This is a genomic window from Maribellus sp. CM-23, from assembly GCF_021354595.1.
Classification (GTDB): Bacteria; Bacteroidota; Bacteroidia; order Bacteroidales; family Prolixibacteraceae; genus Draconibacterium.
Genome location: NZ_JADWYJ010000003.1, coordinates 342,520 through 367,201 on the forward strand (window position 1 = coordinate 342,520; position 24,682 = coordinate 367,201).

At 44.6% G+C, this 24,682-nt stretch carries 18 protein-coding genes; 4 read left to right on the plus strand and 14 right to left on the minus strand.

Annotated elements, in window-relative coordinates:
- Window positions 1-10: 10 nt before the first annotated feature.
- The 12 genes from menD to INQ51_RS12425 form a co-directional block, all read right to left on the minus strand.
- Window positions 11-1,675 carry a 2-succinyl-5-enolpyruvyl-6-hydroxy-3-cyclohexene-1-carboxylic-acid synthase gene (gene menD, locus INQ51_RS12370; protein ID WP_233378279.1) on the minus strand — a complete coding sequence of 555 codons (1,665 nt, stop codon included), beginning with the start codon at window positions 1,673-1,675 and terminating at the stop codon, window positions 11-13.
- Window positions 1,676-2,806, minus strand: a complete 1,131-nt coding sequence (locus tag INQ51_RS12375) for a chorismate-binding protein (RefSeq protein WP_233378280.1) — start codon at window positions 2,804-2,806, stop codon at window positions 1,676-1,678.
- On the minus strand, window positions 2,807-3,223 hold the full coding sequence (locus INQ51_RS12380; RefSeq protein ID WP_233378281.1) for a PaaI family thioesterase: 417 nt from the start codon (window positions 3,221-3,223) through the stop codon (window positions 2,807-2,809). It abuts the gene before it with no gap.
- A gap of 165 nt (window positions 3,224-3,388) precedes the next feature.
- Window positions 3,389-4,279 carry a 4,5-DOPA dioxygenase extradiol gene (gene ygiD, locus INQ51_RS12385; RefSeq protein ID WP_233378282.1) on the minus strand — a complete coding sequence of 297 codons (891 nt, stop codon included), beginning with the start codon at window positions 4,277-4,279 and terminating at the stop codon, window positions 3,389-3,391.
- A 12-nt stretch (window positions 4,280-4,291) separates the two neighbouring features.
- Entirely contained in the window at window positions 4,292-4,828 is a 537-nt protein-coding gene (locus INQ51_RS12390; RefSeq protein ID WP_233378283.1) for a YceI family protein, read from the minus strand.
- A 102-nt stretch (window positions 4,829-4,930) separates the two neighbouring features.
- A complete protein-coding gene (locus INQ51_RS12395; RefSeq protein ID WP_233378284.1) occupies window positions 4,931-5,761 on the minus strand; it encodes an AraC family transcriptional regulator in 831 nt (276 codons plus the stop codon).
- A gap of 864 nt (window positions 5,762-6,625) precedes the next feature.
- Window positions 6,626-8,059, minus strand: a complete 1,434-nt coding sequence (locus INQ51_RS12400; protein ID WP_233378285.1) for an SEFIR domain-containing protein — start codon at window positions 8,057-8,059, stop codon at window positions 6,626-6,628.
- An 822-nt stretch (window positions 8,060-8,881) separates the two neighbouring features.
- Window positions 8,882-9,508, minus strand: a complete 627-nt coding sequence (locus INQ51_RS12405) for a carbonic anhydrase family protein (RefSeq protein ID WP_233378286.1) — start codon at window positions 9,506-9,508, stop codon at window positions 8,882-8,884.
- A 6-nt stretch (window positions 9,509-9,514) separates the two neighbouring features.
- The gene (locus tag INQ51_RS12410; protein WP_233378287.1) at window positions 9,515-10,477 is read right to left on the minus strand and encodes an L-threonylcarbamoyladenylate synthase; all 963 of its coding nucleotides are present in this window, start codon (window positions 10,475-10,477) and stop codon (window positions 9,515-9,517) included.
- Window positions 10,467-10,943 carry an AIR carboxylase family protein gene (locus INQ51_RS12415; RefSeq protein WP_233378288.1) on the minus strand — a complete coding sequence of 159 codons (477 nt, stop codon included), beginning with the start codon at window positions 10,941-10,943 and terminating at the stop codon, window positions 10,467-10,469. Before INQ51_RS12415 ends, INQ51_RS12410 begins: the two co-directional genes overlap by 11 nt.
- A complete protein-coding gene (locus INQ51_RS12420; RefSeq protein ID WP_233378289.1) occupies window positions 10,912-12,867 on the minus strand; it encodes a DUF4914 family protein in 1,956 nt (651 codons plus the stop codon). The genes INQ51_RS12415 and INQ51_RS12420 overlap by 32 nt, the downstream gene beginning before the upstream one ends.
- 341 nt (window positions 12,868-13,208) lie before the next feature.
- Entirely contained in the window at window positions 13,209-13,760 is a 552-nt protein-coding gene (locus tag INQ51_RS12425; RefSeq protein ID WP_162304555.1) for a helix-turn-helix domain-containing protein, read from the minus strand.
- A gap of 478 nt (window positions 13,761-14,238) precedes the next feature.
- Between INQ51_RS12425 and INQ51_RS12430 the strand changes: the two genes are divergently transcribed.
- From INQ51_RS12430 to INQ51_RS12445, 4 genes are all read left to right on the plus strand, one after another.
- Window positions 14,239-14,691, plus strand: coding sequence for an Hsp20/alpha crystallin family protein (locus tag INQ51_RS12430; protein WP_233378290.1), 453 nt, complete (start codon window positions 14,239-14,241; stop codon window positions 14,689-14,691).
- A gap of 518 nt (window positions 14,692-15,209) precedes the next feature.
- Window positions 15,210-15,458 (plus strand): OadG family protein, encoded by a 249-nt coding sequence (locus tag INQ51_RS12435; RefSeq protein ID WP_233378291.1) that lies wholly within the window; start codon window positions 15,210-15,212, stop codon window positions 15,456-15,458.
- Between the two features lie 35 nt (window positions 15,459-15,493).
- Window positions 15,494-17,392 (plus strand): biotin/lipoyl-containing protein, encoded by a 1,899-nt coding sequence (locus tag INQ51_RS12440; RefSeq protein ID WP_233378292.1) that lies wholly within the window; start codon window positions 15,494-15,496, stop codon window positions 17,390-17,392.
- A 12-nt stretch (window positions 17,393-17,404) separates the two neighbouring features.
- Window positions 17,405-18,610 (plus strand): sodium ion-translocating decarboxylase subunit beta, encoded by a 1,206-nt coding sequence (locus INQ51_RS12445; RefSeq protein WP_233378293.1) that lies wholly within the window; start codon window positions 17,405-17,407, stop codon window positions 18,608-18,610.
- A gap of 363 nt (window positions 18,611-18,973) precedes the next feature.
- Here INQ51_RS12445 and INQ51_RS12450 read toward each other — a convergent pair whose 3' ends face one another.
- Together INQ51_RS12450 and INQ51_RS12455 are read right to left on the minus strand one after the other, a co-directional pair.
- On the minus strand, window positions 18,974-21,283 hold the full coding sequence (locus INQ51_RS12450; RefSeq protein ID WP_233378294.1) for a family 20 glycosylhydrolase: 2,310 nt from the start codon (window positions 21,281-21,283) through the stop codon (window positions 18,974-18,976).
- 43 nt (window positions 21,284-21,326) lie between these two features.
- The gene (locus tag INQ51_RS12455) at window positions 21,327-24,479 is read right to left on the minus strand and encodes a glycoside hydrolase family 2 TIM barrel-domain containing protein (protein ID WP_233378295.1); all 3,153 of its coding nucleotides are present in this window, start codon (window positions 24,477-24,479) and stop codon (window positions 21,327-21,329) included.
- Window positions 24,480-24,682: the final 203 nt, after the last annotated feature.

Genomic DNA, 24,682 nt, shown 5'->3' on the forward strand with positions numbered 1-24,682 from the left:
TGTAATTTTTTTAGCTGTTATTCTTTCCAATAAGGCGAAAGAAAGCCTCTTTGTTTATATGCTGATCGGTTTTTATTTCAAGCAGGGCAGGCCTTTCCGAAACTTCAAAGAAAGGTTTTAACTGCTTGTTTAATGACGCCGGATCATTCGCACAAAAATAGTTCAAATGAAATGCTTCTGCCAATTTTTGTAGCTGCACAGGATGATGTGCGACAAAAAAATCGTTAAAAGCCGCTTGTGACGAAGGTCCGGGAATCAATCCAAACAAACCGCCACCTTCGTTATTAAAAACAACGATTTTCAGGTTGCCCGCTAGTTCGCGGTTCCAGAGTGCGTTGCTGTCGTACACAAAACTAAGGTCGCCCAAAATGGCGAGTGTCGGCTGCCTGGTAGTCAATGCGGTTCCTACGGCAGAGGATAAACAACCATCGATGCCTGAAACACCGCGGTTGGCGTACTGAATATGATTTTTTACTCCCGGTAAAAGTTGCGAATAACGAATGACGCTGCTGTTTCCGAGTTCCAGAATCGTTTCTTCCGGCAGATTGTTTAAAAGGATCTGTAATGCCGCAGGATCAGAAAATGAAAGTCCGGAACTGATCTTTACTGCTTTTTCCCGGGCATTTTTATAGGAACTCAGCCAGGTTTGTTTGAATTCATTGTCTGCTCCGGTTTGTATATTTTCTGCAAGTTGGGTGTAAGCATCCGCAGCACTTATTTTGGCAAACTGATTTTGCTGCGTAAAAGTATCCATCTCAAACAGATCGATGCCAACGCGCCAGGTGTTTTTGATCTTCCATTTCCGAATCAGCACTTTCAGCTGTTTGGAAACCACCTGACCACCGGCATAAATCAAAAGGTCGGGTGCCGGTAGGTTTTCTTTATCGCTGTGCCAGATCATTAACTCAGGCTGATCGATAAGAATGTCGTCTGAAAGATTGGATATGTTTTCTGCTATGGCAACCATGCGTTTGTCGCTTGCCAGTGCGCTAAATGTTTGTTGTAATTTTTTGTTTGGAAAATCCTGTCCGTGGATCAAAAGAATGCTTCCAGCTTTTTCCCACTGTTCTTTTAGTTCAGCAGGAATTTGTCCCGGTTCTTCTGAATTTTCAAATGCATTGAAAAGCATTTCTGATGGTGCCGGAAGTTCGCCGTACAACGGTTCGTCAAGCGGAACGTTGATGTGAACGGGGCCACTCATCGCTTTTGCCAATTCGATAATTTCGGCTATATCCAGATGCGTTTGCTGCAGCGTTTCAGCTGTGTATTCTTCGGGAAGTGACAGGCTTTTTACAATGAAATTCCGGTACACCTCCTGTTGACGAATCGTTTGATTGTCCTGCTGGTCGATCCATTTTGAAGGCCGGTCGGCAGTAACGACAATCAATGGAATGCGCTGGTAGTAGGCTTCTGCAATGGCCGGACTGTAATTTAAAACCGCAGTCCCTGAGGTCGAAATAATAACCACCGGTTTTTGCAGGTTGCGCGCCATGCCCAGCCCCACATAGGCGGCACTTCGTTCATCCACAATGCTGTGGCAGCCTTTGCCAAAAGCGGCAAAAAAGGTATTGGTAAGCGGTGCGTTGCGGGATCCGGGCGAAATAATGATTTGCTCGATTCCGGCTTTTTTGCAAAGCACGCTTAAATCGGTAATATGCTGATGACGCCGGATCATTTACTGAATCTGATGAAGTATGGACAAAAGGGTATCTGCCTTGATCTCGGTTTCTTCCCATTCATCTTCGGCTACCGAATCGGCTGTGATGCCTCCTCCCACGTATAAAGCCAACTGCCCCTCCAACACCTTCATGCAACGCAGGTTGACAAAAAGCCGGAGTTCCTTGTCGATGCCCACCGGACCAAGATAGCCGGCGTAATATTCACGGTGGTGCTTTTCCTTCGATTTAATAAACTGAAGCGATTTTTTCATCGGCATTCCACACACGGCAGAAGTCGGATGAAGCGAGTCGATCAGCGAGGGGATCTTTTTGCCAACTTCTTCCATCGGAATAGTAAAGTCGGTGCGTAAATGCAGCAAACGTCCTGCCCGTTTGGTGTAAGGACCGCTTTTCTTGTATTGCTGAATGTTGTGCCGTTTCAACACATCTTCCACGTAACGCGTTACGTATTCCTGTTCCATTCGCTCTTTTTTGTTCCAGTTGGCGATTTCGGCATTTTCAGCCGAATACGGACGGGTGCCTGCCAGCGAAACTGTATAGAGCTCGTTGTCGCGCGAACAAAGCAAGGGCTCGGGCGTAGCTCCCACCCAGCAATGTCCCTGCATGCGGAACAAATAAACAAAGGCATTGGGATAAGTGGCGCACAGTATATGGAAGATCTTTTTCAGCTCCGGGAAATATTCGCCGGGATGGATCTTCACGTGCGATAATACCACTTTATCGTATTCGCCGCTTTGAATGGCACCGATCGTATCGTTGAGCAGATCGATGTATTCGTCGTGCGAGGTTTCGGCTGGAGGAATGTGTTCCATCCCGTTCAGCCCGCTTGGCGATAAAGCTTCAATGTTGTTGAAAGTATCCTTGTCGAGGCTGTTCCGAACCACAAAATCAGGTCTTAAAAGATAGGTTTTCTGTCCGTTATCCTTGTCAAAAGGAGCAATCAGAAAACCGCCTTTAGCCGGAATGCCCGTTAGGTTATCTACTTGTTGTAAGTGGTGGTCTTTTTGTACCACCAACGATACGTCCTCTTCACCCGGTAAGCGGTAAATGGCAAAGGTGAGTTTTTTTTGTAAAGCTGTTTTTAAAGCATCGAAAACCGAATATGCTTTTTTAATAACCTGCTCCATTCAATCCCTCTTCTGTTTTTTTTCGATGATCATATTGGTAACACGCGCCACCGAAATAAGTTTTCCTTCACTGGAGGTAATTTTTACATCCCAGACATGCGTTTTATTTCCGCGATGAACGATTTCGGCACGGGCAAGCACAAATCCTTCGCTAATGGTCGAAATGTGATTTCCGCTTACCTGCAGCCCAAGTACGTTAAACTGAGTTGGATCCACCAACAACATCGATCCGCCACTGGCAACTGTTTCTGCCAATGCCAGCGATGCACCTCCGTGTAGCAGGCCCGCCGGTTGCCATTTTTTCTGATCTACCAGCATACGGGCTTCCACAAAATCTTCTCCGTAACTCAGAAATTCAATGTCCAAATGCCCGATGAGGGTATTTTGGCAAAGTTTGTTTATCTCTTCAATCGTCATCAGCCGCCTGTCAAAATTAATCGTCAAATATAGCAAAACCCTGAAATTGAAAAACTGAATATTTACAGGCTTCTTGTTCGTGTTAATGTTCTTTCATTCCCATATTAAACCGTTGAATGGCACCTAGGTTTTCTCGTGCAAAACAAAAAAGACAGTTAATGTCGGTTATGCAGGACGGATAAACGCCGAAGTCATGGTAAGTGAACCGCCAAGGGCTTTGTCGTTAAAAAGCGATATTTCATCTTTCGCTTCTTTCAGACCAAGCACATAAAGCAAGGGCAAAAAGTGATCAGGTGTGGGAATTGCCAGCTGAAAGGCCTTTCCTTGTTTCTGATAGTCGACCAGCGACTGATGGTCTCCCTCCATGATCCATGTATTCATTTTCGAGCGGGCTTCCAGTGCCCAGTCAAACGCAAAACCGGGTGTTTCGAGCTTGTCCCAGGCCACCATTCGCAGGTTGTGCACCAGGTTTCCGCTTCCGATGATCAACACTCCCTTGCGGCGCAATGCGGCCAGTTCTTTCCCAAGCTGGTAATGAAATTCCGGGCCTTTGGAGTAGTCGATGCTCATTTCGATGACCGGAACATCGGCATCGGGGTAGAGGTGTTTGATGACGCTCCAGGCTCCGTGATCCAATCCCCATTTTTCGGTGAGGCCCACTTCGGTCGATTGTATCAACTCCTTGGTCATTTCCGCCAGTTCAGGACTTCCCGGTGCCGGGTACTGCACATCAAACAGGGCTTTGGGAAATCCTCCAAAGTCGTGGATCGTTGGCGGTTGCTCCATGGCCGTAACAAAAGTTCCGCGGGTTTCCCAGTGTGCCGAAATACACAAAATAGCTTTGGGTTTTTCAAAACGCGTGCTGATATCGCGGAAACCTTTGGTAAACTCGTTCTCTTCAATGGCGTTCATGGGGCTGCCATGTCCCAGAAACAGCAGTGGCATGGCCTCCGTGTTCTCAAAGGACGATGTTATTCCGGTAAGTTCACTTAAATTCATAGCTGCTCCTGTTAACGGAAGTAAGGACAATGTTTTCAGAAATTGTTTCCGTTCCATGCTTCCTGTGATTTACGATGTTTGTTTTACAAACTGAACTTCGGCCTGGATTTTTACTTCTTCGCTTACCAGCACTCCTCCGGCTTCCAGTGCGGCATTCCAGTTTAGTCCCCAGTCTTTGCGGTTAATTTTTCCTGACAGTGAAAAACCGGCTTTTTCGTTTCCCCAGGGGTCTTTGTTTATGCCGCCAAACTCCACGTCAAACGTTACTTCTTTGCTTACGTTTTTGATGGTCAGCAATCCGGTGAGTTTGTATTCATCGTCATCCACTTTTTTAAGATTGGTGCCCGCAAATGTCAACTGCTTGTAGTTTTCAACGTCGAAGAAATCGGCGCTTTTCAGGTGATTGTCACGATCGTTGGCATTGGTAAATATCGATTCGGCGTCGATGGTCGCACTGATTGTTGATTTTTCAAAATCTTCGCCGTCAATGCTTGCTGTAAATGATTTGAATTCGCCACGTACGTTCGAGATCATCATGTGTTTTACTTTGAAAGTAATTTCGCTGTGCGATGGATCCAATGTCCAGGTTGTTTTTGTTGTTTCCATTTCCTTTGTTTTAATGTTGTAACTGTGTTCAATTTTAATGACACAAAGTTGCTACATTAACCAAAGTGGGGGGTATCACTTTTCGGAAATAGAGTTATAAATTCAGGAAATCAGTTTGCCCATTTCTTTTCTGAAATCGCTGGGAGTTTGTCCCGCTTTGCGCTTAAATACGCTGGTAAAATACGATTTCTCGTTGTAGCCCAGCTCAAACCCGATTTCTGCGATCGTTTTGTCGGTGGTGAGCAAAAGGTTTTTGGCTTCAATCAGTTTCCGGGTTTCAATAATCTCCGAAACGCTTTGCTGCAGAATATTCTGGCAAATGATGTTGAGGTTGCGGCTGCTCATGAACAGCTTCTCGGCATAAAACTCCACACCCTCGGGGCGGCGAAAATTATCTTCGAGCAGCAAAAGGAAGTTTTTGAAAGTAGAGCTTTGCGTATTGGCTAAAACGGAATGGTCGGGATGTTTTTTTTTACGCTCCGACTCAACCATGGTAAACAGTGCGCTTAGCAAATGGCGGATGATCGAATAATCCGGGTTTTCTTGCTTCGTTTCTTCCTGCATCAGCTCACAAATGGTTTCCATGCGTTTGAAACAACGGTCGGGAGGAAGCGGAATATTGGCGTTGTTGTGGTAATAGGCATATAACTGGAAAGTAGTTTCGGGGATGAACTCGCTTTTAAACCGAATGGCCCAGATGTTACATTCGCCGTCTTTTAAATAAGGCAGCACGCGGTGCACTTTCCCTTTGGTAATAAAGCTGACAAAAGGCGCATCCATTTGGGTAGATTCAAAATCGATGAAATGTTCCAAACGACCTTTTACGCCGATCAGCAGTTCTTCGTATTCGTGTGCATGCGGTTCATTTTCCGACGACTGTATGCGTTTTACATGTTCCGGGAAAAGCTGAAATATTCGAAATGTTTCCTTCATCGTATGTTATTTTCGCCCGTTATAAATATAGACCGAAATCCATCATCCTAAAAGCCGGAAAGGGGGTTTTTGTTCAGTGTTCGTTTTATTGTTGTTTGAATGCCTCGGGTGAGGCGGGTTTTATTGCTCGTGGTGGTTGGTGCGTTTGGATTCCCAAAATGGTTTTCGATACCGGAGGTATCACATGTTTGTAGTCAGGGAAAGAATATAGTCGTACGACTCCGGTCGGAGTCGTATTTTTTCTGTTCATCGTATTGTCTATCAACCTGTGAATCCTCCGGATTCAGGAATGTGGAGAAATGTACCGTTTGTTGCTACTTCAAGGCTTTAGTGGGTGGCGCGGTTTTAGAAGACTGTTTTGGTGTGGTTGTATATCTGAACTGGGCATCAACTTTTGCGGGTTGTGCTCCGGGTGTAAATTGGCGGGAGGGGGAGGGCAGTGCGGTCGTATTACCAAAATGGTTTTCGATACCGGAGGTATCACATGTTTGTAGCCTGGAAAGAAATACAGTGGTTCGACTCCGGCCGGAGTCGTATTTTTTCTGATCATCGATTGTCTATCAACCTGTGAATCCTCCGGATTCAGGAATGCCGGGAAAGGTACCGTTTGTTGCTATTTCAAGGCTTTAGTGGGTGGCGCGGTTTTAGAAGACTGTTTTGGTGCGGTTATATATCTGAACTGGGCATCAACTTTTGCGGGTTGTGCTCCGGGTGTAAATTGGCGGGAGGGGGAAAATCCGGTATCGCTAGAAATGAAAGAACCTGTTAAAAACGCGAAAAACAGCTTATTCCCCTTCGTAGTTTTAACAGGTACTTAAAAATTAGAGGGTTGTGCAACGACTACATGTGTTATAAGACGTTTTTTTATTTATTTATAGCTAGTTTTTCAATTCCAACTAAAACTCCTGGACTAAAAGAATTAAATTCCCAAGTTGGAAGTTGTCTTTTCCCTTCTTTAAACTCAGCGATTAATAATTTCAATTCATCTGGAGATTCAATATTTAGAATACACTTCATTTTATCAAAATACATTTTGGATTGAGCTCTAGCAAATATTTCCAAAGCATTATAAGAGCGACTTATGTAAACCAAAGTATAAGGCCACCAACCACTATATAAATCACCTTTTTTATTTAATTCTGCATTTAAAAAACAAACAAAATCAGCTTGCATAATGTACCTAAACTCCAAACCCGAGCTGTCGGTTCTTTCTTTTAACATGTCTGCTCTTACAGAAAGTCTACGCAGTGAAAGTCTATTGTTTCGATGTTCTAATGATTTTAAATAATTACGAAATACAGTGAAAGACTTTAGAGTTTCTCCATACATTGAATTTTGAGCAACATAATATTTTTGTGACAGCAGAAAACTTACACTTTGAAATTTTTCGAATTTTAATAAAACGGCAATTGTATTTAGGAAAAGCTCATGAATAATAAATCTAAAAGTGTCGAAATCCCAATCCGTGTATCTATCTGGTGTATTATCATCTTTTTCGAGATAATGTATCAAGGATTCAAAGAATCGATGGATTGTTGAAGTGTTCTCCTCATTAATACCATACTGACCAAAGTTTAAAAGAACTTGAAGGAATTCATTTTTATAGGGTTTGAAAGCATCTATGGTTTCAACTATTAAATCGTCATATTCCTTTTTCTGTGGCTGTTGAACACGAAATTTCTCAAGATTTTCGCCCAATAATGTTAGATATTCATTTAGTGCTCCACCGAGTATTTCTTTTTTTTCTTTAATTGCAACAACCAACCTTTTTTGAGCAAATGATGTTCCTAATTCGATGTTTTGCTTTTCATCTAAGAATGCTGGTTTTTTCCCCAATGGAGGTTTTATATGAATCGGTTTGTCAAAAATCCATCTTAACAGAGCTTCAAAATTCTCTGCATATTTCTCTGATTCACTTAAATCAATATATATTCTAGATTTATAATAAGTTGGAAGATATGGTTTGCCATTTTCATCTTTTTCAGCTACTACAGCGACAAATTTATCTTGCTTTACATTATCATAAATTTCTTTCGATATTATTTGAGTTTCTGTTCCAACTCCACCATCACGTCCATTTGCTTTTTTTGAATATATTTTATCAGAAACTATTATAACTTTTTTGATGTCAGGATTATTAACCATTTCCTCCATAAATGAAACCGAATCGTGGCCCTCTTTTAAGTCCCATTTATCAAGAATCACATCAACTCCGGAATTTCTCAATTCTGTTGCTAATTCTAAAACCCATTTTTCATGAGTTGAACTAGACCATGAATATGAAATAAATGTTTTCATTTGTTTGATTTAAAATGTTTTATAACGCATGCCTAACGCATCATTTATGCAATTTATATTTTCTATATGTAAAACAAAAAGTGTCGTTTCCAATAATATATACTTGTAAATGACACTTTCTATGGTTTACTAATTTCTCTCTGTTTTTATGTGATAAAGCGTATTCAACGGTTTTCGATCATTTGTCGGTTAAATATAAACAGAAATTCAACTAAGATTTTTCATAAAAGGGGTATTATTCAGCATAAATCTCAGTCCGAAGTTCGCGGTTCTAAGTAAAACCCTCGTTAAGCTCGCTTTTTACCCCGAAAGGCTTGAAAAAAGTGAGCTTGTTCTCGCTTAAACTTAGAATGTTCTCGTTTTTAGTGAGAAAGTTCTCACTTTTTACAAGGAAGTTCTTGTTAAAAGTTAGGATGTTCTCGCTTTTTGCCAGGATGTTCTTGTTTGAAGTGAGAAAGTTCTCGTTAAAAGGTAGCTTTATCTCGTTCGGAGCTAGCTTCGCAATAGCCTGAAGTTCGGTGTTGCTGTGTTGCTGTATTTTGCTCGAAGCATTTCTTCTTTGTCCCCATTTTCGAGGGGGACGAGGAATTCCGGAGGCTCAGACGACGGAATGACGGAGGGGGTGATTCAGTAGGAGAGTTCAAAGTTCAGGGGTCAGAGTTGAGCTCGTGGCTTGTAGCTCCATGCTCTTTGCTCCATGCTCTCTGCAATTTAGCAATGACTGTAATTCGGTGCTGCTGTGTTGCTGTTTTGTACTTGCAGCTCGTAGCTCGTAGCTCGTGGCTCGCAGCTCGTAGCTAATTTTGCATTGCCGCAAAAGTCTTAATTGTCAAAAAAAGTAACTACGCCGGTTTCGACACTGTAAAGACCGCCGGTGATGATGATGTCTCCTTTTTCTTCCAGGTCTTTGATGATGGGACTTTGTGCGCGAATTTGGCGGATGGTGTGTTTTACGTTGGCGGTACTTACTTTACTCACAAAATCAGGATTGCTGCCGGTCCGGTTGTTTGTTACCGTGGTTTCGCTTTCAACAGCGGGCTTTATTTTATTCAGCAGCGAAGTAAGGTGCCCAATTTCCAGGTTGTTGCACGCACTGATGACCGCCCCGCAGTTGGTGTGCCCCAAAACAACAATAATCTTCGATTTTGCCAGGCCGCAGGCATATTCCATACTCCCCAGGATATCGGTGTTCAGCACATTTCCGGCAATACGGATGCTGAAAATATCGCCCAGCCCCTGGTCGAAAATTAATTCGGCCGATGTGCGGGAGTCGATGCAACTGAGTATGGTGGCAAAGGGAAACTGGCCTTCTGATGTGAGGTTGACCTGTTTGAGCAGGTTTCTGTCGGTTTGCAGGTTGTTTACAAAACGAAGATTACCTTCCTTTAAGTAGCCCAGTGCTTCCCGGGGCGTCATTTTTTCCTGCGATTCCTTGGTATGTGTCCACATTTGCTTTTAGTTCGTATGATTATTGTATTGATAGGCGGCTTTCTTAACGCGATCCATTATTGCCATGCCTAACCCCTTTTCAACAACCGGTTCTATAAAAATGTTTTTCACATGGGCATCTTCTTCCATGGTATGCAGGGCTGCAAACAAATTGGCGGCCACTTCCACCATGTTTCCGGTTTGCGATGTGTAGATCACTTTGCCGGCTGTGTAAGCATTGTTTGTGGCACTGTGTAAAATGAGTCCCGATGCCTCGGGCAGGGATTTCCCCGCTTCGTTTAAAATGTACAAAGGCTTTTTGGGGGAATAATGACTTTTTAACAAGCCCGGCGAAACCAGTTTTTCAGGTTTCGACTGGTTGAAAACAAAGGTGCCGGGGAATGCCTGCTCAATGTCTTCCTGCGTAATAAAACCTGGACGCAGCAACTGGCAAGTATCGCCTTCGATGGAAACAATGGTCGATTCGATCCCCACCGAAGTAGCTCCACCATCGAGTACGTAATCCACATTGGGTAACTGTTTTTTTACATGCGAAGCGCTTACCGGGCTCAGTTGCCCGAATTTATTGGCACTTGGGGCCGCTATGGGGCAACCAGAACTTCTGATCAGTTCCAGTGCCGTTGGGTTGTCGGGCATGCGGATCCCAACCGTGGGCAGTCCGGAAGTTACAATGTCGGGTACTTTGTCGCTTTTGGGCAGAACAATGGTCAGAGGGCCGGGCCAGAAATGTTTGGCCAGACGCACTACATTTTCGCCTGTTCCGCTGGTTAGCTGTTCAAGGTCGTCGAACGACGCGATGTGTACAATCAGCGGATCGAACGAAGGCCGTTCCTTTAGCGCAAATATTTTAGCAACAGCATACGGATCGAGCGCATTGGCACCCAATCCATACACTGTTTCTGTAGGAAAAGCAACCAGACCACCCTCCCGGATGATTTGAGCTGCTTTGCTCATGTTGTTATTTGTCATGTGCCAGATTATTATCGGCCTCCTCCAGCTCTTTTCTTTTTTTCTCCTGAAAATCGACAATGGCTTTTTGAACTTTTGGGTTCGACAAACCTATGATCTTGGCCGCGGCGAGGGCTGCATTTTCAGGACTCAGCACGGTTAGCGGCGCAACGCCCGAAGGCATCCGGATGCTTGAGTACAAATCGGCCCCTGCAAACTTGTCGCTGTAAGGCGGACAAGCAATTACCGGACAATGTGTTTGTGCATCGGTAAAACCACTCAGCGCATTGCTCATACCGGCGATGGTGATAAACACCACGTTTTCTTTTTCGTATTCTTTGATCAGGTTGTAGCATTTCAAAGGCACTTTGTGTGCCGATGCTATTCTTAAAACAGAATCAATTTCCAGGTTTTGTAAAGCCGTGCTAATTTTCTGTGCCCATTCAAGGTCGGCTTTAGAACCCATTATTATTACTACTTTGCTCATAGTCTTCTATTTTATTAAATGAATATTCGTATTGGAAACTCATGGGAACAATGTCGTTGTATTCATCAATCGACGCGTTCGACAAACAGGCATCAATAATGCGTTTCCCTGTATGCAGCAAGTCGGACTTTAAGTATTTCTGCAATTCGGTTCTGAAAAACTCTTTGAGTATTTCGGCTCCGGCATCGTAGCCTTCGGTACCAACTTCCTGCTGGTTATATACTTTTAAGAACCTGGAAGGTATTTTAGAGCCCTCAAGGGTGAGGTAATTCAACTCGTATCCCAACAGCGGACAACGCGCCGGCTGGTATTGGTCGGTACGAAGCTGTGCCGCGCCTCTTCTGGTAAGGTATTCGCGCATGAGCAACTGGGGCTTAAACCCAACCTGCCACACTCCGATGTTCTGGTTCGGAACCAGCGTAAACGTAGTACGCGGCGTGTCAATTATTTGTTTAAGCAGCATGTTGGCGTGAATAACGCGTTTCCCGGTGGCAAAAGGCCAATAAGAGCCTACGCCCTCGCTTTGCATGCCTCCCGAGCTAACGATGCTTGGGTTGTTGTGCCCGCGCGGCGCAACAAGTCTCCACAACCAGGCCAAAGCCGGCGGAAGAACATGAAACAGGCCGATGATTCCGTACGACGGATTTTCTTTGGTGCAAACGGGTGTCCGTATCCCAAAGCTCCGTATGTCGACCGGTGCAGGTCTGTTTATAACGTTGGGAACCGATTTGCGCGGAATGATCACACGCGGGTTGGGGCACGCTTTTCCGGGTTCATCCTGAATGTGTTCCCAGATTAAGGCGGTAGCACCCGGGTTGGTTTCAATATTTAAAAACAAAAGCGGGCTCGATGGATTAATCGTCGTTTTTTCCAGCGAAGGATCGTCTCCGTATTGTTTTACGCTGTCGACGCGAACAAACCAGGCATTTTCGGCATCAATGATCCGAAGCTTGCCATCCTTTTTCTGAACCGAAGGGTGGCAAAAAGCCATATCGTCGGCCACTGCATTAAACGAACAGAAGCGCGGAATGGTAATAAATCGTTCTTCGGCACTTACTAGATTGCGGCCAATGAGCACGCGTCCGTCGGTTTCGCGGATGATGTGCTGGTGCATCTCGCTTTTTCCGCCACCGCTGGCGCCTTCGTGCATAAAGGTGGTAATATTGTCGTACGGACTGACGGATTGAACTGCAGAACAGTGCGCAATAATCCAGTCTTCCTTTTCAGCCTGTGTAAGCATTACACCGTACAGTCCTTTTTTTGCGCTTGGCCCCGGGTATAAATTGTAGGAATAAAGCTCGTGGATGGATTCGGTACGGTTGTGAACAACCACCTGTTTCCCATTAAAATGAGTGTGTCGGAAAACCGGCGCTACAAAAATTACCGATTTGAGTTCGGCGTTGTCTTTTAGCTCGTCAACTGCCACCATTTCCTGGAGCATGGATAGTCCCAGCGCAAAGAAGGCTGCGTTGGCCGGAGCAATCGCAATGCCCAGTGAGCCGATGTTGACCCTTCCGGCAAAGTAGAAGAAAACAGCCAGGTCTTGTCCTTTCAGCCACTCAAAGGTTTCATCCTGCAAGTTGGAGAAGGGGTAACCGTATTTGTCAGTAAAACGTTTTTTATCGGTTGGTTTGTCGTCGGCAATCACCATGGTTTCCGGATCGCGGCGGCGCATGTAGGACTCGGTGTAATTGGCCGAGATTCCGTTTTTTACCCGTTGAACAATGGCTTCCACATAAGGGCCTTTTCCGGGGACGTCGTATTCCACCTCAAATTCTGCGTTTTCTTTTCCGTTGGTAGAGGCCTCGGCCAACTCTTCAGTGGTATTGAATACTGTGTAGCTTTTGCACTCATTCAGTAGTTGGGCAATATTATCCGGAACGATAATGTTTTTGCTTTTTAAAACAGAAAGTAAGTCATTCATAATTGGGTATTTCTAAAAAGGTTATTCTGTAATTTTAAAACGCTTCCACACATTACCGGCTCATTTTTGATTTTTACGCATTGTTTAATTTGTTGGTAATTTGTGGTTGAATGGCCATGAAAAGTTGGAAAGTACTCCTGCGGCAAGGCTGGCTTTTCCGGCTCCGGAAAACCATACTTTTGAAGCGATGCTTGTTTAAGGTAAACTGCATCGTTTGCGAAGGAGTTATTTCGGTACGAAAAAAATGCAGAATGTTTTGCCATTGCTTTAATAATTACAGCGGCAAAGATAATTCTTTGCTACTTAATTAATGAAGCAGTGCTTAATTTGATAACGAAAAGTTAAAAATGGGGAGGTGATTGTATCCAAAGGATTTCGCTAATGCCATCGAAGTGGTTTATGGCGTTGAATTGCGACTTTGCATTGAAGTAAATATTGTCTCCGGGCTTTAGGATGAAACTCTTGCCGTCTAAATCGAATCGCACTTCGCCCGAAAGAACATATGAGAATATTTGTCCGAATGCATTGGCGAAAAAACCATCAATGGCCGATGCTTTTGAAAAACGCACAAGGTAGGTATCCATCTGTTTGCTGGTGTCGTGTTGCGACAAAAGATAGAACATGGCTCCCGACTTGTTTTGTTCTATAAATTTAATGTCGGCCTTGTGTACTACCGGGTTGTTGGCCAGCGAGTCGTTTTCGCCGATAAGTTCACCCACCGTAGTGTGGAGGTTTTCGGCTATGGCTTTTAGCGTAATAATGGAGGGAAATGACTTGGCCTTTTCGATTTGCGAAAGGGCGCTGGGGCTGATCCCAACTTTTTCGGCTAATTCGTTTAACTGAAAATTAAACTGCTCCCTTTTTCTCTTTATTCTTTCTCCTATTCTTTTCATCTGACTGATCGTTTACTTATCAGGTTTTATCTGTTTGTCAACCGACCGGTAATCGCTTTGCCTGGTATAGTCAGGATGAAATTAGGGCTGCTAATTTCATTCGACTTCAGGTAATCGCGACAAAGATATAATTTAATTAATGAAGTAATACTTCACTTTTGTGATTGATTGCTGCACTTGATTGCCGGTTGTTTATTGTGCGTTGCGGTAGTTTTGCTTTCGGTCTTTACTTTTGTTTGGTGTCATAATTTCATGAAAAATGTCAAAAAATCACTTTAAGAATGTTGGTTTATGTCATTCTTTCATAGTTAGTTATGTGGTGTTTTGAGAGTGTGTTTTTGTCGGTTTTTATAAGCAGTTGTGAATCAGAAAAATGAAGAAACAGGTCGGAAATTGGACGGTGGTCTGGCACCGGCTTTGTATTTATCGGGGTGTAAAAATTAATTGAATGTCTAATTAAAAGATGGAGGAATAAATTATGGCACTACCAAGATTATTCAACAGTGATTATTCATCGCTTCCTTCGTTCTTAGACAAGTTTTTTGAAGGAAACCTGATGGATTGGAATTCCCGGAATTTTGCAGGAACAGATTCGACCCTGCCTGCAGTAAACGTGGTGGAGAACAAAGACGAGTTCCAGATTGATGTCGCAGCTCCGGGGATGGATAAAAAGGACTTTAAACTAAATTATGACAATGGCCGGTTGACCATTTCTTCGGAAAAGAAAGATGAAAAAGAAGAGAAAGAAGGGAAGGTGGTAACACGCCGTGAGTTTAGTTATCAATCGTTTCAACGATCGTTTACTGTGCCGGAAAATGTGATTAATGCCGAAAAGATCTCGGCTAATTACGACAATGGTATCCTTCACGTGATATTGCCAAAACGCGAAGAAGTGAAGCCAAAGCCGGCCAGGGAAATTAAAATCTCATAAGGCAGGAGGGAGTGAGTTTTCACTCCCTTTTTTTTAGCTTGAAAAACGTTCAAAAAAGGATTTAAGCTTTCGGTGTACATGGCGAGATAAAATGCAACTGTTCTGAGAGCCCGAAAGATCAGGAGTATAGGCGGTTTGTTTTTTGTTTCGATAAACTTTCGGGTGTTTTATTTTTAGATGCTACCGCGATGGAATTTGGATACTCGTTTTTTGTAAGCCAAAGGCCATTGGATGGCAATTTGTAGGTTTTATGTTAAGCACATTTGTGCTTTTGGTGCTCCGAATGTTAAGTATCTTAATTATATGTTGAAGAACAGTTTCTTGAATTTTCAGAAAGCAAGTATCTGCATAACTGCATATGTTGCAGGAATTTATAAAAATAAATTGTGGACCGTTTTGCGATAACGGCTTTCAAAATGTAAGAAATAACTAAAGTTTGCTTTCATTTCATAATTGTATTTTGGACGCAATTCGTGAATAAGCATAAATTTGCGCCTTTCAATTTAATAAGAACCAAAATGACCGACGCAATACAATTAATGCTGACCGGCATGGGTACCGTGTTTTTTATCCTGATCATGGTAGTGGTACTCGGCAACGTTATCATCCGGGTTACCAATACTTTTGCTGTAGTTTCGAATCAGCCGGGAGAACCTTCGACTTCCGGAGGGATTGAACCTGCAAAACTGGCCGCCATCGTTTCGGCGGTCGACGTGGTTACCCGTGGCAAAGGCAAAGTTTCTTCGGTAGAGAAGATCGACGAATAACCCGAAATCCAATAAAAACCAAAATTTTGACTGTAATGAAGAGAGAGATTAAATTTAGTTTGCTGTACCGCGATATGTGGCAGTCATCGGGGAAATATGTTCCCCGGGTAGATCAGTTGGAAAAAGTAGCTCCGGCGATTATCGATATGGGATGTTTCGACAGGGTCGAAACCAATGGTGGTGGCTTTGAACAGATTAACCTGTTGTTTGGCGAAAACCCAAACGTGGCAAACCGCCGCTGGACACAGCCGTTCAACGATGCCGGTATTCAGACTCACATGCTTGAGCGTGCACTGAATGCCATCCGTATGAGCCCGGTTCCGGCAGATGTGCGAAAACTGATGTTTAAAGTAAAGAAACTGCAGGGAACCGATATTGCGCGTTCTTTCTGTGGATTGAACGACCCGCGCAACCTTGAAAATTCGATCAAATTTGCCAAGGAAGGCGGTATGATTGCCCAGGCTGCTTTAAGTCTGACCATTTCGGAAGTGCACACGGTGGAATATTACACCAAACTGGCCGACCAGCTGATTGAAATGGGCGCCGACGAGATTTGTGTGAAAGACATGGCGGGTATTGGCCGTCCGGCGTTTATTGGCAAGATCATCAAAAACATTAAATCGGCACATCCCAAAACCATTGTTCAGTACCACGGTCACTCGGGGCCCGGCTTCTCCATGGCAAGTATCCTGGAAGCTGCACGGGCAGGTGTTGATTATGTGGATGTGGCCATGGAACCACTTTCGTGGGGTACCGGCCATGCCGATGTGCTGGCAGTTCAGGGAATGTTGAAAGACGCCGGATATGCAGTAAAAGACATCAATATGAAAGCGTACATGGAAGTACGTTCGCTGACACAGGAGTTTATCGACGATTTTCTGGGGTATTACATCAACCCAAAAAACCGTCATATGAATTCGCTGCTGATCGGTTCGGGTCTTCCGGGCGGAATGATGGGAAGTTTGATGGCCGACCTGGGCAACAACCTCGAAAGCCTGAATAAATGGCTGAGCAAACGCAACCGACCAACGTTAACGCAAGACGATCTGCTGATCAAATTGTTTGACGAAGTGGAATACATTTGGCCTAAACTGGGCTATCCGCCACTGGTAACTCCTTTTAGCCAGTACGTGAAAAACCTCGCGTTGATGAATGTTATTCAGTTGATAAAAGGCCGCGAACGCTGGAGTATGATTGCCGACAACATCTGGGATATGATCGTTGGTAAATCGGGTCAGCTTCCGGGAGAACTGGATCCGGAGATTATTGAACTGGCCAAAGCCAACGGAAAAGAATTCTATACCGGCAATCCGCAGGATCTGTATCCGGATAACCTGGACGTTTTCAAACAGGAAATGAAAGAAAACAACTGGGATTTCGGACAAGACGACGAAGAACTGCTGGAATTGGCAATGCATCCGGAGCAGTACCGTGCGTACAAATCGGGAAAAGCCAAAGCAGATTTCGAAGCCGATCTGGCTGCACAGAAAGCTGCCAAAGAAGCAAAACCCGAAAAGGTGGAAGTACCGGTTGGTAATTGCGAGCCCAAGTCGATGATCATTGATATCAACGGCGAGAAATTTAAAGTAGGTGTTTCTTACGGCGACATTGTTGCTGAAACATCCACGAATGGCAACGGCAATGGTAAAAGTAAGATGGCTCCCGCGGCAAAAGAAGCTCCGGTAGCAACTGCTGTGGCCGAAGCATTTGACGTACTGGCACCGCTGGAGGGGAAATTCATGCTGACAAAAGATACATCGGAAACGCCGCTGAAAGTAGGGGATACCGTAAAAGAGGGAGATTTGGTTTGTTACATTGAATCGATGAAAACCTACAACGCCATTGTAGCCGAGAAAGACGGGCAAGTAGTTGGGATTATGAAATCCAACGGCGACACGGTTGAGGAAGACGATGTATTGATTCAACTGGCTTAAGCACGCATTCGTATGGAAATATTGAGAGAACTGTTTAACATGACAGCGCTGGGAGATATTACCTGGCAAACACTGATCATGTGGGCGATAGCTTTTGTTTTGTTGTACCTCGGAATTAAAAAAGGTTACGAACCTTTGTTGCTGGTTCCCATTGCTTTTGGGGTATTGCTGGCCAACTTTCCGGGTGGACAAATGGGGGTTGTGGATGCCCAATTGATTGAACTTGAAGGGCACCGCTATATGAACCTTTTTGAGATTGCGCATGAATACGGGATCATGAATTACCTGTATTATTCGTTGATCAAAACGGGTTTGCTGCCCCCCATTATTTTTATGGGCGTGGGAGTGCTGACTGATTTTGGACCGATGCTTCGTAACCTGAAACTGGCTTTGTTTGGAGCTGCCGCACAGATCGGGATTTTTTCGATTCTACTGGGGGCTGTGGCGGTTGGTTTTACTGCAAAAGAAGCGGCTTCGCTGGGGATTATCGGAGGTGCTGACGGACCTACGGCGATTTATACCACCATTAAACTGGCTCCGCATTTGCTCGGGCCGATTGCCATTGCCGCGTATTCGTACATGGCGCTGGTGCCGGTTATTATTCCGCTGGTGGCAAAATTATTTATCTCCAAAAAGGAGTTTGCGATCAACATGAAAGAGATGGATCGGAAATACCCGGCCAAATACGAGATCAAGAACCTGAAAGCAGCCAAGATCATTTTCCCGATCGCTTTGGGAACGCTGGCGGCTATTATGGTTCCGTCGTCGGTACCGTTGTTGGGGATGTTACTTTTTGGAAACCTGATCAAGGAAATTGGTTCATCTACCAGTCGATTGGCCGATGCGGCACAAGGACCGATTATGAACACAGCTACCATCTTTTTGGGACTGACCGTTGGCGCCACTATGACCTCGGAAGTATTCCTTTCGGCCAAAACCATTGGCATTGTGGTAGGTGGTTTTGTGGCCTTTGCCATTTCCATTGCCGGCGGAATTCTGGCGGTGAAAATTTACAATACCTTCTCTAAAAAGAAGATCAATCCGCTTGTGGGAGCAACCGGTTTAAGTGCCGTTCCGATGGCCTCACGTGTTGCCAATGAGCTGGCTTTGAAATACGATAAAAAGAACCACATTTTGCAGTATTGTATGGCAAGTAATATTTCGGGTGTGATTGGGTCTGCCGTTGCGGCCGGTGTTCTGATATCGTTTCTGCAATGAGCTTCATGCAGTTTATAGTTATAATAGAATGAAAAACGGGGGCATCGCAAGGTGTTCCCGCTTTTTTTGTGATAAGGCCGGCGACTCTGTATGAAATTTGCTTTTCGGAAATTTAAATCAAATAGAAGACTGACAACTCAGATTCTACTGATTTTTGCTGTTTGTCAGTGAGTATTTGTCAAAATCATTGTCATCAGCGTTCTGTTTTCATTAACTACATAACAGAAATGTCTCACTTTTGGGTAATACAATGCCTCATTGCCTGAAAGTATAGACACAAAAAATGGGACCACCGTCAGGCGATCCCATTTTTACTTTATTCAATAACTTAATAGAAACTATAAATTTGCTTTTGCTCCTATTTTATTCTACTGAAATTTCATCTACAAACAACCAGGCGGGTTTTCCTTCGCCGGCATGTCCTTGCGGGCAGGTGCCAAGGTTTTTAACGGTAACGCGAACAAACCTAGCTGAAGCCTTCTTCTTTACCATAATGTCTTTGATCTGATTCGCACCGTCCATGGCATTTACTTTGTTTTTCACTGAGCCCACTTTCCTGAAGGTAACGCCATCGTTTGAGCTTTCTACCGTAACTTCAATAGGGTAGAAGATCCATGCTCCGGCATTTTGCAGTGTGCCAATGGTAACTTTCGAGAAAGAGGTTTCCTTTCCAAGATCGAGGGTAGCTACCAGGTCGTCGCCGTTAAATCCTTTCCAGTGGCCGTCGCCATGGTTCGATGAGCCTTTAATCCCGTCAACCAGCGCATATTCTCCGGTGGAGTTGTAGTACTTGCTGTTCGGAAACTTCATGCTTACCGGGCAGGCAATGGCCTTGTGCATGTAAAAAGTGGAAGACAAAGGTTTGGACATGGTTTGCCCATTTTTAACCACCACTGCTTTTACCGTTGTCGTTTTTTGAATGTCAAACGGACCGGTATACTTTTCTGAATTTACTCCGGGCTCCGAACCATCCGTTGTATAGCGGATTTCGGGTTGCCATGCTTCGGTTGACAGCGTTACTTTTACCGAGCGGTTTTCCGGGTTTAACTCGGGAGAACCTTTTACTTGGAAAGCACTGGTGGCATAATTGGCACCTGCTTTCTCAAAGCGTTTGTACTGGCTTTCCATTCGTTTTGAAAAGCTGCCCCAGTCTTTGGCATCTTTGGGCGACCAGGCAACTTCTGAAAGAGCAGTCATTCGCGGCAGGATCATGTATTCTGCATGTTCCGGTGTTGGAATGTGTTCAGTCCATAAATTTGCCTGTACTCCTATAATATGCTTGCTTTCTTCTTCGTTGAGTTCCTGAGGAACGGGATCAAAGCCATAGACCTTTTTTAATGTAATACTTCCGCCAAAAGCTTTGGGTTCCAGCGAAGGATCGCCCTGGTAATAATCGAAATAACAATAACCGGTTGGCGACATTACCACGTCGTGCCCGGCTTTGGCTGCTTCAATACCGGGTGCGGTACCTCTCCACGACATAATGGTTGCCGAAGGATTCAAACCTCCCTCCAGGATTTCGTCCCAGCCAATGAGTTGTCTGCCGCAGCTGTTCAGAAATTTTTCGATGCGCTTGATAAAATAAGCTTGAAGTTCGTGTTCGTCGGCCAGATGTTCGTCTTTCATCCTTTTCTGGCAGAGTTCACATTTCTCCCATTCTGTTTTGGTGGCTTCGTCGCCGCCAATATGGATAAATGTGGACGGGAAAAGATCCATTACTTCTTTCAGAATATCTTCCAGAACGTTAAAGGTTTCTTCTTTTCCGGCACAAAAAATATGAGTGATGGGCCAAACACCGCCCGACGGAACCGGCTGGTATTCGCCGGTACACGATAACTCAGGATAAGCAGCCAGTGCAGCCATTGCATGCGCCGGCATTTCGATCTCGGGCACCACTGTAACATGTTTCTTGCGGGCATATTCCACTACCGAGTTAATTTGTTCCTGGGTGTAAAAGCCGCCGTACTGCGGTTCGTTTTCTTTCACCGGTGCTTTTCTTGAATTCCAGTCCAGGTCTTCGCGGTCAGCACGAAAGGCGCCAATCTCGGTCAGCTTCGGGTATTTTTTGATTTCGATTCGCCACCCCTGATCGTCTACCAAATGCCAGTGAAAAACATTCATTTTGTGCATGGCCAGGTAGTCGATGTAGCGGTAGATAAACTCCACCGGAAAATAGTGGCGCGATACATCCAGCATCATTCCACGCCAGCTGAGGCGGGGATAATCGGTGATGTCCACACAGGGAATGGTTTTTCCATCGCCGGCAGTGAGCATTTGCCAAAGCGTTTGCACACCATAATACAAACCGGCGGTAGTGTTGGCATTCAGAAATACGCGGTCTTTCTCTACTCTTAGCGAATAGCCTTCCGTACCCGTGAGGGCATTTAGCGGATTGTTAAGCTGAACCAGGATATTTCCCGGAATGGCAGGGCCCGATACGGAAACAGCTTCGGGTTTAAACCCGTTGGCATCCATGAGCAGGTCCTGTGCCTGCGCCACAAATTCTTTCCCTTCAGCATTGGTAATGTTGAAAAGAATTTTTGTGGAGGGCGTCAGCGTAAAATGGCCATCCTGCGCAACCACTTTTGCCGGTTGCGGAATTACATCAACTGTTTGGGCGGAAAGTCCCAGGCTGAAAACAGCCAGGAATAACAGTGATACGAGTTTCTTCATTTCTTTACTTGTTTTTACAATTGCTTTTCCTTCCCTAAAATTACTAAAAAACAGGCTGTATTGTAAAGCTGAATTCATAGTTCTGGGCAGGAATGCTGTACTTTTTCATCGGTTTGGCACCCCATGAGTTATCACCGGCTACTCCCATTTGCTTCAGGTCGGTGGTAATGAAAACACCGTCTTTCTTTACAATGTCGTTGGTGTGGCGGTAATCGTTTTTATCTTCCATGTCAAAATCCTCGATCGGATTGTGCAGGGTTGAGAAGCCAACTGTTGGTGCGCCGGTAATTTTCAGGCCCACGCCGTTTTCATTTTTCAGTTCAAACCAGCGGGCATCGGTTTTGTAGCCGTTTTCCTGCGGGCGCACGTATTTGAAATACTGATCGGCTACCTTGCTTTCGTAAATTCCTACAAAAGCGCTGCGGTTGCGGTCGATGTAGTTTTCGTTCGGACCACGGCCGTAATATTTCAGGTTGTCGAAGTTCACCGGCATTTCCCAGCGAACGCCAAAACGTGGCAGGTCAGGAAGTTCTTCACCCGATACATCAAGCGAGCTGTTCACTTCGATCATTCCGTTGGGATAAACCGTTTGCACCAATGTGAGAGCCGAATTTACTTTATCAAGTTGGTAGGTTGAGGTAACCTGTACTTTTCCGTCAGCCAGAACTGCGCTTACGTTGGCTGGTTTCGCTTCGCGTGAAACTTCGCGCCAAATACCAAGACGCCCCAGCATGTTGCTTCCCTTGTCGTTGTCGTTCAGGGGACGCCAGAAATTAATTTGCGGACCTTTCTGAATCAATGCAACACCGTTTACTTCATAAGAAGAAAGTGCGCCCGATACGCGGTCGAATTCAGCCACAAAATTTTCGCCTTCAACTTTAATTACCTGATCATTTTCAACTATGTTCAAAGTTCCGGCTTCAGCAGAAGCAGCAGGCTGTGCATATTCTCCTTCCATTTTAAACTGCTCGTGAGCCACTTCAAATCCGGCGGGGCGGAAAGGCTTGTCCACTTTCAGTTTTACTGAAAAATCAACAAAACGCTCAATGCCGGGAAGCAAAGCCATGGCGGGTACCGGGAAATTCAGGATTTGACTTTCACCGGGTTTCAGGTTGAGGTTCTCAAACGTTCCGCCAAATTTTTTGATCCCGTTGTCTGAAATAGTCCACGTGATTTCGTAGTCAGCCAGATCAATAAAATCATGATAGTTGGTAACCCGGTAGCCTTTTTCTGTTTTATCGAAAAGAACGTACTGGTACGCATATTTTACTTCCTGCATGGCAGGGTGAGGCGTGTAGTCGGCAGAAATAATACCGTTGCAAACAAAGTTGTAATCGGTTGGCATGTTTTCTCCGTAGTCGCCTCCGTAAGCCCAGAACTCAGTTCCGTCAGCAGCTTTTTTTACCAGTGCCTGATCGATCCAATCCCAGATGTAACCACCCTGAAGCTGGTCGTTGCGGTCTTCGTTGAATACATCCCACAGATCGGCCAGGTTACCGTTGCTATTACCCATGGCATGCGAGTATTCGCTGGAGATAAACGGCAGCGTTTGTTTTTTCTTTTTGTAGTTGATGAGCGACTGAACACCGGGGTACTGCGGACAGAAAATTTCGGTGTTGGGCCCCATAATTGCACGTTCGTAGTGGATCGGGCGTGAAGGGTCGCGTTCTTTGATGCTTTTGAATACTTCGGTAAAAACTTCACCGTCGCCGGCTTCATTACCCATCGACCAAACGATCACACTCGGATGGTTTTTATCGCGTTCTACCATGCGCATGTTACGGTCTACGTGGGCCGCAGTCCATTCCGGTTTTTTAGCCAGCGAATGTTCGCCGTAGTACATTCCGTGTGATTCGATGTTAGCTTCGTCGGTAATATACAAACCGTATTCGTCGCACAAATCGTAAAAACGTTCGTCGTGAGGATAGTGGCTGGTGCGAACCGCATTAATATTGTATTGTTTCATTAATGCAATTTCGCGGATCATCGCTTCTTCACTAATTACATGTCCTTTGTACTCTTCGTGTTCGTGACGGTTAACCCCTTTGATGGCTACTGAAACTCCGTTGATGTAAAAGATGGCATCTTTTATTTCGATTTTCCGGAAGCCAATTTTAGACGTTACCACTTCAACGGTTTTGTCCTCGCTGTTTTTTAAACTGATGACCAACGAATAAAGATTCGGCGTTTCTGCAGTCCATTTCAGCGGGTTTTCAATTTCTTTATTGAAGGTAAGCGACAGTTCTTGTTTGCGGTTGATCTTTGCTTCCGCTTCATCCGAAGCAATTTCATGGTTGTGGGTGTCAAAAATCTGGTAGCTCACCTTGTAGTTTCCTGAGCGAAGTTTGGGAACCTGGCTTTTCAGGTCCACGTCAAGACTGAACTTTCCGTTTTTGTAATCAGTGTCAAGATCAGCTTTGGCAAAAAAGTCGCGCACTCTTACCTGTGGGGTAGAGTATAAAAATACGTCGCGTTCAATGCCGCTGATGCGCCAGAAATCCTGGCATTCGAGGTAGGATCCGTCAGACCAGCGGTAAACTTCCAGCGCTACCACGTTTTCACCTTCTTTCAGGTAGTCGGTAATGTCCCATTCAGCAGGTGTTTTACTTCCCTGGCTGTAACCTACTTTTTCTCCGTTAATCCAGATATAGAAAGCTGATTTTACGGCTCCAAACTGGATGAAAACACGGCGACCGTCCCAACTTTCCGGAACTGTAAAAGTGCGGCGGTATGAGCCTACCGGGTTGTAATCGGTGGGCACCTGTCCGGGATTGGCCGGATAAAGATTGTCAATGAACTGTATTTCTTTCGAAACCGGGGCTTTGTGGTCAGCAAATTCATATTGGTGGTTTACGTAAATTGGAATTCCATAGCCCAATAATTCCCAATTCGACGGAACAGGAATGTCGTCCCAATCGGCAACGCTGTATTCCGGTTTGTAGAAATCAACAGGGCGGTCGGCAGGCTTCCTAACCCAGTTAAATTTCCAGGTTCCACTTAACGTCTGGTAATAAACAGACTGGTGTTTTTTTTGTGTCAATGCTTCGTCAACCGTGCGGAACGGCATTAGCGTGGCGTGCGGTTTTTCTTTGTTCTGATCAAACATGGCCGGATTTTCCCAGGCGGGAGTTTGCGCATGTGTGATGCCGGATAATGCAAGGATTGCTGTAACAACGGTAATTAAGATGAACTTCATTAGATTTGAAATTTTTTTAAAAGTAATTAGTTCTTGAATTAATTTTTCGCTAAGATACATATTCTAAAATTACACGAAGGTGTCATTAATGAAATTTTGACTGATCTGACTCCACATCCGGTAAATTATTGATCAAAAGTCAATAATGGGGATTTGTTTCATGAAATAAAACTTGTAATGTTTCGATGGGTTATGTAAAATTG